This window comes from Novipirellula caenicola, assembly GCF_039545035.1.
Lineage (GTDB): Bacteria > Planctomycetota > Planctomycetia > Pirellulales > Pirellulaceae > Novipirellula > Novipirellula caenicola.
The window spans coordinates 1-10,771 of the sequence record NZ_BAABRO010000041.1 but is presented as its reverse complement, the minus strand read 5'-3'; the positions used below and the strand labels follow the sequence as shown (position 1 = coordinate 10,771).

12 protein-coding genes are annotated in these 10,771 nt (G+C 53.0%); 2 read left to right on the top strand and 10 right to left on the bottom strand.

What is annotated here, in order from left to right; translation table 11 throughout:
• Positions 1-214 precede the first annotated feature (214 nt).
• Both ABEA92_RS30860 and ABEA92_RS30855 read right to left on the bottom strand, forming a co-directional pair.
• A complete protein-coding gene (locus tag ABEA92_RS30860) occupies positions 215-664 on the bottom strand; it encodes a hypothetical protein (RefSeq protein ID WP_345689654.1) in 450 nt (149 codons plus the stop codon).
• Entirely contained in the window at positions 661-828 is a 168-nt protein-coding gene (locus tag ABEA92_RS30855) for a hypothetical protein (RefSeq protein ID WP_345689652.1), read from the bottom strand. The genes ABEA92_RS30860 and ABEA92_RS30855 overlap by 4 nt, the downstream gene beginning before the upstream one ends.
• 15 nt (positions 829-843) lie before the next feature.
• Here ABEA92_RS30855 and ABEA92_RS30850 point away from each other — a divergent pair, with 15 nt between their 5' ends.
• Positions 844-1,062: a hypothetical protein gene (locus tag ABEA92_RS30850; RefSeq protein ID WP_345689650.1), complete on the top strand. Its 219-nt coding sequence runs from the start codon at positions 844-846 to the stop codon at positions 1,060-1,062.
• A 1,712-nt stretch (positions 1,063-2,774) separates the two neighbouring features.
• On the opposite strand, the gene ABEA92_RS30845 is transcribed toward ABEA92_RS30850, so the two are convergent.
• The 8 genes from ABEA92_RS30845 to ABEA92_RS30810 form a co-directional block, all read right to left on the bottom strand.
• Positions 2,775-3,248: a hypothetical protein gene (locus tag ABEA92_RS30845; protein WP_345689648.1), complete on the bottom strand. Its 474-nt coding sequence runs from the start codon at positions 3,246-3,248 to the stop codon at positions 2,775-2,777.
• Positions 3,249-3,344: 96 nt separating this feature from the next.
• A complete protein-coding gene (locus ABEA92_RS30840; protein WP_345689646.1) occupies positions 3,345-3,884 on the bottom strand; it encodes a hypothetical protein in 540 nt (179 codons plus the stop codon).
• A 131-nt stretch (positions 3,885-4,015) separates the two neighbouring features.
• Positions 4,016-4,585, bottom strand: a complete 570-nt coding sequence (locus tag ABEA92_RS30835; protein ID WP_345689644.1) for a type II secretion system protein — start codon at positions 4,583-4,585, stop codon at positions 4,016-4,018.
• 90 nt (positions 4,586-4,675) lie between these two features.
• The gene (locus ABEA92_RS30830; protein ID WP_345689642.1) at positions 4,676-5,323 is read right to left on the bottom strand and encodes a hypothetical protein; all 648 of its coding nucleotides are present in this window, start codon (positions 5,321-5,323) and stop codon (positions 4,676-4,678) included.
• A 134-nt stretch (positions 5,324-5,457) separates the two neighbouring features.
• Positions 5,458-6,513, bottom strand: coding sequence for an SMI1/KNR4 family protein (locus ABEA92_RS30825; protein ID WP_345689640.1), 1,056 nt, complete (start codon positions 6,511-6,513; stop codon positions 5,458-5,460).
• Positions 6,514-6,616: 103 nt separating this feature from the next.
• Positions 6,617-7,066 carry a hypothetical protein gene (locus ABEA92_RS30820; RefSeq protein ID WP_345689638.1) on the bottom strand — a complete coding sequence of 150 codons (450 nt, stop codon included), beginning with the start codon at positions 7,064-7,066 and terminating at the stop codon, positions 6,617-6,619.
• Positions 7,067-7,769: 703 nt separating this feature from the next.
• Positions 7,770-9,131, bottom strand: coding sequence for a ComEC/Rec2 family competence protein (locus ABEA92_RS30815; protein WP_345689636.1), 1,362 nt, complete (start codon positions 9,129-9,131; stop codon positions 7,770-7,772).
• A 111-nt stretch (positions 9,132-9,242) separates the two neighbouring features.
• Positions 9,243-9,857: a hypothetical protein gene (locus ABEA92_RS30810; RefSeq protein ID WP_345689634.1), complete on the bottom strand. Its 615-nt coding sequence runs from the start codon at positions 9,855-9,857 to the stop codon at positions 9,243-9,245.
• A gap of 224 nt (positions 9,858-10,081) precedes the next feature.
• Here ABEA92_RS30810 and ABEA92_RS30805 point away from each other — a divergent pair, with 224 nt between their 5' ends.
• Complete coding sequence (locus ABEA92_RS30805; RefSeq protein WP_345689632.1) at positions 10,082-10,645, top strand: tyrosine-type recombinase/integrase; 564 nt, start codon at positions 10,082-10,084, stop codon at positions 10,643-10,645.
• The last annotated feature ends 126 nt before the right edge of the window (positions 10,646-10,771 follow it).

Genomic DNA, 10,771 nt, shown 5'->3' with positions numbered 1-10,771 from the left:
CACTGACGGGCGAGCGACCGAAAAATGCCTCCGGCGACGGCACCTCACCACCACCCGCGGAAAAAAAATGAAATAAGACAAGGGAATTACCTCAACACCACTTGCCAACCTCGGACTTCATAGTCGGTAGAATTCACCGAGGACGCGAGAAAAACTCTCCATTGCCAAACCGCTCGGCTTGCGTCCTTCGGTGGATGTCATTGTTCCACGCATTCTATGCTGCACGCCGATTGAATGCGACGTTTTCGATCTCGCTTGCCGTAGCAAGTGCGTTGGCGATAGCGGCACCCAGTGCCCGGAATCGAGAATTGTATACCGAACGGTGAATGATCTGATGCCACCAGTTGTTGCAAAGGCGAATTTCGAACTCAAAGCAGTTTTCGTGGTTACCATCCGGGACCCATTGAAGATAAAGAAACCATCTCCAGCCATCAACTGTGAAGTAAGTGTACCAGCCGTGATCTTCCGGATTGGGACCGTGTAGATCCCTAACGGTCTCACATGATCGCAGCGCGTCACATAGGCTTTGAATCACCGGTTCGGTCGCCATATATTGCCACTGCTCCCCAAAGTCGCCGGAGAAAACCGGTTTGGGAGCGCGTTCAACGTCGTCATCATCAGGCATGTCGCCTGCCCAATAGAACGTACCCAAAATCATCGTCATTCGATTGCCAATGTGACAACACTCAATTCAATCGGGGAACGACCGGCGATCAGCGGACCGTGAGTGTTAAGTGTCCATTCGTGAAAGCATGCAAGCCCGGCTTGGGGCGAGTAGAACGGAGTCTCTCGGATGTTAGGATACGCTTCGTGTTCGCGGTTTGCCACCGATTTCTCCTTGTTGTGTCACCATCTTTGATCCTTGTCCAATTGATCACCGAACCCTCTCCGAACCGGACTGGCGCCACCGGCGCATCCGTCTACCCGCCGACACCTCTCACCGGGCATCACTTCGCACGCTTCAATCGCGATCAAGTCCGCGCCACCAGCACTTGCCCCGTGGAAATCCATCTGATTCGCAGCAAATACCGTTCGCAAACGTTTGCCCGCGAATCACGCTAAGGATCGCGAATGAGTGCGGCATGACATAACGGCCAAGGGGCAATCACGCCGCAATCAACAACTCAAGCCAACCTCGGATCCAGCAGCAATCGACGCATTGTTGAACCGTGTACACAAGTCGACGCCCCCCGGAGCCCAATAAAATCGACCTCCCCTGATGACCATAAGCAGGCAAAAAAATGGGTGACAAAAAGATGAAGATCGAAATACAGGGCAGGCACTACTGCGTCTAGGCTCTGTCTGAAAACCGTAGCGGAAGTCGTCAACGGCTTGTTGTTTTAGTCGTACGATGGACTTCCTAGTCCGTCGAATCCACCATTGACGGACTAGGAAGTCCATCATACACCCCGTGCCGCAGGAACCTTCGCTAAATCAACAAGCCGTCAATACATTCGGCAGCATGGCATAACCCATTGGGAAATCGAAATTCTTCACGAATTCCGCTCTCTAGTTTCCGCGTCTGATGCGTTCTCAGACAGTGCCTAGAACATTTTTCTGACGCGCCAATTTTTCTGTCTGCCATCCGCTTTTTTCCCAGGAGTTCCAAAGCACCGATTCAGTCTGTGCCACGCTCCTACTCAGGCATCGTTCGTCCTCTCGCCAGAACAGCTCACGCCAGAAGCCGGATATTGATTGGCAGCCACGGCGGTTGACGTGGATCCGACCATAGCCAGCAAAACGACCGCCAGTAAATCCGTTTGCAGACGCTCCATCATGCATGAAGACCGCCTGAATCGCCATAACGACCGCGATCAAGTCATCATCGCCAGCCGGCAAACAGTACGGATCAGATGACACGCGTGGACACGCGTGCCATTACCCACCAGCCCTGCCGCGTGCTCGCCTGCTTCGAATGGTTCTGGCTAAACGGCTGGAACAACGCAGATGCCCCAGTCTCGCCAGAGCCCGAAAGTGCACCCAAGCCCGGTGCCCGCAGCAACACTCTTGGCAGAGAAGACATGGAACCACAGATAAACGCAAATGGACGCATAGTTACGCCTGTCTGCAGCGGTGCTCATCCGCGTTCATCTGTGGTTGGCTACGTTAATGAGCCGAGAACCCCAGTGATCGACCACGCGGCAAGCCAGACTGAAGAACAATCGCCACTGGAGACAGGCACCGAACTCCGCGGGCAACACGCGATAGCTGCCACGTCGTAGGCCCACAACCCCATTCCGCCACGCCCGCTCTTCCGCCAGTTGTTGATGGGGTTTGCACAGGAGCAAACAGAGACAACAGGGTTCCAGTCGGCAATCCCACCGTTGACACCGTTCCCTCCAGTGAGCCGCTGCACGGACCACCGAGTGATCTATCGTCGCGGACAACCGCAGGGAAAGGCAAGCTAAACGACGCGGCTTACGATCGTTCGAACCGTCAAAAACGAAGCGTCACCAGGAGTGCGGTCGCAGACGGTCTGCGCTGGTCGCGAAACACAAGGCCCGCAGCCGCATCAGCAGGCTCTCAGAAAACGCACAAAGCGGTCCAGTTACTGGCTCGGGCTCGGCACCCCAAGCCATCTCGGCCACCATCATCAGTCCTGCGGTCACGCGACAAGAAAGCAAAACCCTTCGTAAATTCTCTGGGTGATCGCTGAATCTTCAAAGCGTTCCACCGGCCTTCTTGAACCGAGGCCTTAAACATCGGCTTCGCTCGTGCCTCGCTCCGCGATGTCAAAGCCTTAATTGTTATCCGTCATTGCCACGGTCATTGATTTAGGGAGGTGACCTTTGAGATGTGAGGCCACGATCGAACGTCATTTGTATATTAACCGATAGTAGAGCTTGAATGTTGTCGAGGGTCCGCATTTCTTTGGATGTTCGTGCGATGGTTTGCGTTGGCATTTCAACAACAATCGTGTCGAGATCAGGAAGTGACTTGAGTGTTGCAAGCAGCTTCGGTTTCAGTTCCGCAAGAGAAAGCTCAACCGCCACCACGCGACGTTCCGGGTTAGATCCGACGAGAAATTCAGTGAGTGTTCTTATCGGTGGTTCGGTCGCGCCGAAACGTTTGACAAGCAATTGCGAGATGTAAATCGAGTCACCTGGAACCGCCGCGTCATCTGGATACGGCGCGATCGCCGGGCCCTGGTATTTGAAATGCACTCGCCCATTGGCATTCTCTACCGCAGTAATCGCACCAGATTCAGGATCACGGTTTCGCCATGCAAAAAAACATGCGATGCACAAGATTGATAGCAGTAGGGTGCGAATTCGGAATCGAAACATTGTTTGAAACTGCGCCGAGTCGGATAACGTTGGCGTTAACGCGGCGGGCGCGATAGACTATGATTTCAAGACCGGCGTGATCGCCCGCTCGCGTTCAACGCTTGGTTCGCCCCGCGTTACGGGTGAATCGTCGGTCGATAAGTGTATGATTTTACCTTTGTCATCCACGATCAATACCATCATTCCGCGAGTACCGGCAGGCTTGGCACCAATGTTTGATGACCGTTCCAACAAGAAACGGACAAGTACGGCTCGGTGAGAACCTTGGTTCTTAGCGACGTTGGCCCACATTTGATTGGGAAATGTTTTGGCAAGTGTCGCCAATTCATTCGGTTCGAAAAATGTAACGTGTTCAACTTGAGATGCGATAGGTTTCGCCCAATCACGTTCCTCAATCGATCGAATTAGGGATCCCGCTTCTTGAGCATCAATGGTAGCAGACTTGTCAACATAGAGGACCACTTCTCTTTCGCTAGCGCCGAAGAGAGTTGCAGCAATCACCTTGAGGGCTGTGCTGTCGGGAGATGAGGCAAGGCTCGACGAAGCAGAAGCGAAAGTACAAACAACGATCGCCAAGACAAGAGTACGGTATTGCATTGTGGATTCCTTGGGATTGATGGACGAACGTCTACGATCACGTGGTCGCCGCGAGCAACCAACCGCTTCAATTAACTTAACTCGGCGACTCACGTGCATCGTATGGTTCGCCGGAATTTGCCTTCACGTAATCAATGTGGCGGAAGGCCGGCTCCTGCCTTGCAAAAGTTAAAACCTGATTTCGTCCAGTCCTCAATCACCTTTGACTCGATAATTTCGATGTGACCGTCCAAGAAAAGGTAGTTCGCGGTGTCACCAATGTGTCGACCGCGAGCAATGTATGTGTCCACGATTGGTAGTACCAATCCGGCGTCGATATTTGCAGTTGTGAACCATGTTTCAGGATTCATGTCCGGTGGAGATGCCGGGTCAACGAAGAGGGGGCCGCCGTTGTGCTCCATGTACTGTATCGTCGAATGCGTAGCATTGATCACCATCGGGTCATTCTCCATTTCAACGTTAATAAAGTAGCCAAAGCGGTCAGGTGAGTCAGGGCAGGGGAAGCGGTCACGAAAACGCACCCCACTAGAGTGCATCTGACGCAAATTACTTGCACACTCCGTCCTGCGTGCCGAAGCTCTGGCGGACTGTACCGCAGGCAGCAATAACGCAATGCAAATTGCAATAATGAAGAAAATGACAACGAGTTCAATCAGCGTCACGCCGCTATGGCGGTGTTGTGATAGCATCGGCTCATGCATTCATTTCAATCCGGCGAACATCAGACATCACGGGGGACGGAGATTTGACTGTCCATTGCAAAAAACACCGCAAGCCGCCTCCCGTGCATGTCATTGTTCTGCGTTCTTTTGATTGTGTGCGGCCTGTTGTTTGAGTCGCTCTGCAATTGGATTAACCAAATCCCAAGCCTGTGATTGTTTGTCGAATATCAGGTAGACGGAACCGCCACGCAAGTATTCAGGCGATGTATCGGAAAGTATATCGTTGTCGGCTTCACGGTAGTGAGCCTCGAGTGTAGCAAAAATCTGATCGACCGCGATCTCGTACTCCAGCTCGGACAAGCTGTCGTCGTGAAAAACGAATTTTGCTCGGTGACGTCCAGTCGTTTGGGCGGTTACAGAAAAGATTGTAGATGCAGCGTTGGTGACCTTCTTCTCGCCACTTGATACCACGCCGAAACGCGTGCGATCAGTGACGAGGAGTTTCTTGGCGAGCTCGGCGACGCCGTTCTTAAGTTTTGGGTAAACCGTGTCCGCAATATCATCGGTCGCCTTCTTGAGTAACGCATCCGCGAACTTCTTGCCCACGTACAGCGCGACAACGGTTGGAATCATCCATTCAAGTGCAGCATACGGTTCGTTCTCACGTTGCTCCTCGCGAAAGTCGATCGCATCAAAGTCGATTGAGTCGCGAAAGTCATCGAAGTACTCCGGTGGGAGTCCTTCGAGGTAGAGCAACCCGATGCCAAAATCCTTCAAAGCTTAAGTCTCCGTTTTTCGGCTAGCATCATTCGCAGAACGGTTGCGATCACCCGGTCGCCGCGAGCGATTCTCCATTTGAAAACGCGCCGTCGACGACTCGGCGTGCATCGCTTGGTTCTGCCTTCTTTATGCTACAGATAGAGACCCTCTGGTTTCTCCATCAGTGAGACCATATTCTCGATAAGCTCGGCGCGGCGATCAATGCCTGCGTCACGAAATAGAGCGGCCAATCGTGTGCCGAATGAACGTGCCGTCAGTCCATAGCGTTCACGAAAGGATGTTGTCTCCAGTGCCGCACGGTCACCAACGGTGATCCACATGAAAACAGCATCGAGAAATTGTCCACGTCGATGGTAATCGTCAACCATGGCAATCGACAATTCGCTGTCGCGGCTTTCCGCGACACCAGTATCGATAGTCAGGTCTTGAACGTTCTGCATGAACGGATCGTCACGAAGAGATTCGTCGGGTTCCTTAAGCTTCTGTAGCCACAGGAGCGATTTGCGAGCCCAGTCGGGTCTGAAGGAACCCGGCAGAATGTGATCGGCCCAGAAACAACCGCCCCAAAAAGCTAAAGGGCAGATCAATGATTGGCGCAGGTGGATCGATGCCTGAGATTGCCGCCTAGTCCGACGGAGTAAATAACCGAGTCCAAAATGTGCAGCCCCATATTCCGGTAGAAGCTCGATCGCTTTGCGGTAGTGTGACTCCGCCTCATCGAGTTCGTTTGCAGCGATGAGTTGATCGGCGACAACGCAATTTCGGAAAGGGGAATCAGGGTCAAGAGCCAGTAGTTGCTTGTGATCGTCGACGGCAATGACACCGGACACATCGACCGAAGGTCGCGGAAGGTCTGCGGCATCGAATGCTGACTCGAATTCGTACGTGAGCTTTCGGTCTTCGTCACGGGCAAGTTGGCAACGGCCAGCGCACGCAAGGTCGCCGTGTTCCGGGATCAAGGCGTATGCATCATGGCTGCTGTACGCCACCATCGGTGGCCGATCTTCGCGTCCAATTGGCCAGTAAAACCCGTGATAGTCACCGTTTCCAGTTGCAGCGAAAGGGAAAAATCCAACAGGTGGGTAAACGATGGAATAGACGGTCGTTCGTGTTGGCGTGCCATCAGGGTAAGAACCACCTTCGACGCTGAGGATGTCATCGTCATAAACGGTGGGCATTTTCATCATGTGTCAAATCTTCAATGGCAGAACGTTACGCGTCACTGGGAACGCGCGGAAATGTTTCTAACAACCAAGTAACCTAACTCGCGTTCTCCCGTGCACGCGATTGTTACCCGTTTCCCGGATTTTCAAGTCCGTTCAGCAATTCGCGCAATCGATCCAGCGAATCATGCTCGGCGGTCTTCGTCAAAGTGTAAGCGTCATTGTCATCCAAGATGTTTGCAAGAGCAACAGCGTATGCATGCCGGGATTCGGTGCGTTGGACTGGATCAGAGTACCGTTTGGAGAGCATACCGGAGAATGAGGATGATTTGCCATCAGTTTCGGCGAGAAAACGTGGCGATGCCAAATAGTCAAAGTCCAGGTAGAGCCGATGCATCAGATCGCGGATTCCCCTAACCGCAGTGCGATCGCCGTGTGTGCATACATCAGCGGACAGGATTGTGTCCTGGTCAAGCAAGTCCGCATCGTTGACCTCGACGAGTCCGACGATCATGCGACATAGTTCGGGCTTGGTCAGCATCAAGCGTGGCACTCCGATCGGTACGCCATGAATCATTCGGGTAACGGTACGCGTAACCGGGAACGCGTGGGATAGTCTCTAACGGCCAAACCGCTTAGCTCGCGTTCTCCGGTTCACGGTACGCCCGACATGGGCGTGAACTTGTGGGGTGCCGCTTCCTTCGGGAAGCCAGTCCCCTGTACGAAAACGGAACTTGAACGAAGGACAGTATACCAAATGTAATCTTTCAAGATGAAGTACTAGGCGAGGGCAACTGCGGCGAGGTGACAGACCGTGGGGAGGAAGCCGAAGCCAAAGCTGTGAGGTGACGAACAGAAACGTCGTAGAGGCAGGCGGTTTTCTGAGGCGAGTGGCCCGAGGACCACTGGAAAAGGCGAGCGAAACGATGCAGCTTACGATCGTTCGAACCGTTAAAAACGAAGCGTCACCAGGAGTGCGGTCGCAGACGGTCTGCGCAGATCGCGAAAAACACGGCCCGCAGACGCATCGGCAGACAATCAGGAAACACACAAAGCGCCCCAGTTACTGGCTCGGGCTCGGCACCCCAAGCCCTCTCCGCCACCATCATCAGTCCTGCGGTCACGCGACAAGAAAGCAAAACCCTTCTTGAATTCTCTGGGTGATCGCTGAATCTTCAAAGCGTTCCACCGGCCTTCTTGAACCAAGGCCTTGAACATCGGCTCCGCTCGTGCCTCGCTCCGCGATGTCAAAGCCTTCATTGTTGTCAAAGCCTTAATTGTTATGCATTCCCTCGGTCAGCGTCAGTCAACGGAACAACGCGCCCATTCATGTCGACGGCATATCGGTCGATGGTGTCGTTGTCGCGGCCAAGTCGAACAACATCCGTAGAAGTACTATTGCATGAAATGATGTTCGTTGCCACCGTCGCGTCGCTTTGAGGCAGTTTTACGATAGTCCGATCGTGCTCCGTCATCTTTTTCGTCAATGTGGCCATCGCCGCGCTGCACGAATGATCGGGAACAACGAATCGCTGACCTGCGTTTCTCAGCGTCACAATTGTCGACGCTTCTTGGCGATGAGGAGACAACATAGCGTGCATGTTCTCCAGCATCGAAGGTGCAATCAACGACAATTGCAATTGAGAATCAGGTGCGTTGTAGATCACTCGTGGGTGTTCATCCGCATTCTCGATACGATAGAGTTCAAGATTATCTCTGTGATGCCTTTCCGCGAGCATTGCAAATATGCTGGAGCTGCTGGCTGGCCTGTCAGCGGAAACGTAAATCCTCCCAATTTGATGTCGATATTCATCGAGGAGCCTTTTCATACCTGGAACATGATCGCGGTCATTACTGTCGATCATGATGAGTTCGAGGCGACGTATCCCAAACTGGCGCAGCTCAGAGATCGCTGACTGCGTTGCCCCGTTGAGGACGATAGCACGACGATCGCCAAGCATTAGGATCGTTGAACGAGCTTGGCCAAGGTCAAGCAGGTCGCGGTTACCGAGGGTAAACTCACCTCCTGTGACGTCGCGAACGGTACCACCGAAACTGCCATAACCACTGCTTGGTACGATGATGACTAAGTCGCATGTCCCGTGCGCCAGTTTGCGCTCCAAGAGCGATTGCTTGCCTATCCAGTGCTGAAGGTCACCCAAGCCGGCCTTTAACGCATCCAGAGAGTCGAACGTGTGATACGACTCGAACCCCTTCTTCAATATCCATCGCTCTCCATCAGTCAAGAGTCCCCAAACACATTCGTAAAGAGACTGGTATTCGTGGAGTTGGAATCGGTATCCATTCAAGTCGCCGATGTTTGCTTGTCCCTCCTTTTCTTCAACAACGAGGGCGTTGAATTGGAATGCCGACGACGTGACGAGAATATCGGGTTTGCGAAACTTCGGTTCAGCCCCCCGAAAAATGTGCGAGTCAAGCAATTGACTGGGAAGAGTAATGGATGCTTGACCAACGAGGTCGTTTAGATCCCAACCGAGGAGCAGCGGATGTGTCAGAACGGGTACGATCAATCGGTCGTGCCGCGTTGCCTCATTGTCGTGTGCAGGATTCTTGCCGAGGGCATCTAATCGGCGTTTGAGGTCGTCAAACACGGCATCCAGATTTGTACTTGGCTGCTTCATAGTCGTTCGGCGTAACCGGGCGGGCGCGAGCGACCTTGGTTTTAGAAAACGCGTGGGACGCCCGCTCCGGTTCACGCAATTGCTATGCGACCAGGATGCCTGCTAGAGGATTCAGTACGTATGATCGACCCACGTCGCGTTGAAATCTTTAGTACGTCTGAGCGCGTCAAATGCATTAGTATTTTTCAGTCTATCAACGAGAAGAGTCATGGACCTTGCGTACTCCGAGTTTGAACTATCCGAATCCATCGCGTCGTAGTAATGATCGTTGTACAGGTCGATATCAAAGCCGAATTTGTCGTCCAACTGAGAAAACCCCTGGTATGCCCAATCACCAGTGTTATTGCGTAGATAAGTAATTCCCCTCTCAGTGTAGTATTCGCATCCTACGCCGCGCTCGTCGGCACGGTTCGCGTTAATCACATTCAAAACCGCAACTTCATCACTTCGATCCAGGCCATCCGTACGTTCTGCCCTCTGCAAATAGTATTCGTAGGCCTGGATTTCGTCGTCAGACAAGTCAAACAAGGATTCGACAATTCGCGTCCGTTTCTCCCACCTGGATTGGTATGCCTTTAGTGTAACTTCAAATGCCTGCAACGAATTCAGGCATAGATTACTGGCGTCAATCGCAAACGCATAGAATACCTCCTGTTGGTGTTCCAGCGCGAACTCCGCGATCTTCGTTCTGGAGTAAACAAACAGCTTGTCGACATCGAATGACATTGAGTTCCTACGAGGTTGCCGCATAACGACGGCGGTAACGGGGCCGCCGCGAAAAAACTATGATTTCAAAACACGCATCATCGGCGGCTCCCGTTCACCGCATTGTTCAAGTAAGCCGCTATCGCGGCGGCGTGGCTGCTTTATCTAGAGCGTCAGTTTAGCCGATTCTCAGGGCGCTGGCATGTTTTCTTGTTGTTTTTTTACTCTCTCAACAAGGATCTACCATGGTTAACTACGATCACCTCCCCGCTGCATCTCGTTACTTCGACGGCAAGCTCTATCAGAACATGAACGACGACCTGCAGCTTGCCGGTATGAGCAAGCGCACCGTGCACGGCTACCTGCGAGCCGTACGCCAACTGGCCGACTACTGCGAAAAACGCCCCAACCGGATCACCGAAGCCGAACTGCGGCGATACTTCCTGTACCTCAAGAACGAAAAACAATTCGCGTACGGGTCGATCCGTGTAGCCTTCTCAGGTATCAAGTTCTTCTACTCGCGAACCTGCAAGCGGAATTGGCAGACGCTCGCCACGATGAAGCTGCAGCGGTCCAAAACGATGCCCGAAGTACTCACCATCGAACAGGTCCACCGCATCATCGACACTTGCCGAATCGAGCGGATTGCAGCCTTCTTTTGGACGACCTACTCGATGGGCTTGCGGCTTGAGGAAGCTCGCAACCTGCAAGTCGGTGACATTGATTCCCAGCGGATGATGGTTCACATTCATCGAGGCAAAGGCGCCAAAGATCGCTACGTGCCACTGCCGACTTCCACACTTCACTAGCTCCGGCAACACTGGGTGACTCATCAACATCCACGGTTCCTCTTCCCCGCCGAGGGGCGTAATCACAAACAATCGTCTACGGCCAACACCCCGATCCAGACTTCGACTTTGCAAAAGGCGATGGGC

What these genes read in the sequence shown, in the direction of transcription:
- ABEA92_RS30860 (WP_345689654.1), bottom strand. Translation starts at nt 664, where the DNA reads ATGACGATGATTTTGGGTACGTTCTATTGGGCAGGCGACATGCCTGAT.
- ABEA92_RS30840 (WP_345689646.1), bottom strand. Translation starts at nt 3,884, where the DNA reads ATGCAATACCGTACTCTTGTCTTGGCGATCGTTGTTTGTACTTTCGCT.
- ABEA92_RS30835 (WP_345689644.1), bottom strand. Translation starts at nt 4,585, where the DNA reads ATGCATGAGCCGATGCTATCACAACACCGCCATAGCGGCGTGACGCTG.
- ABEA92_RS30825 (WP_345689640.1), bottom strand. Translation starts at nt 6,513, where the DNA reads ATGATGAAAATGCCCACCGTTTATGACGATGACATCCTCAGCGTCGAA.
- ABEA92_RS30820 (WP_345689638.1), bottom strand. Translation starts at nt 7,066, where the DNA reads ATGATTCATGGCGTACCGATCGGAGTGCCACGCTTGATGCTGACCAAG.
- ABEA92_RS30815 (WP_345689636.1), bottom strand. Translation starts at nt 9,131, where the DNA reads ATGAAGCAGCCAAGTACAAATCTGGATGCCGTGTTTGACGACCTCAAA.
- ABEA92_RS30810 (WP_345689634.1), bottom strand. Translation starts at nt 9,857, where the DNA reads ATGTCATTCGATGTCGACAAGCTGTTTGTTTACTCCAGAACGAAGATC.
- ABEA92_RS30805 (WP_345689632.1), top strand. Translation starts at nt 10,082, where the DNA reads ATGGTTAACTACGATCACCTCCCCGCTGCATCTCGTTACTTCGACGGC.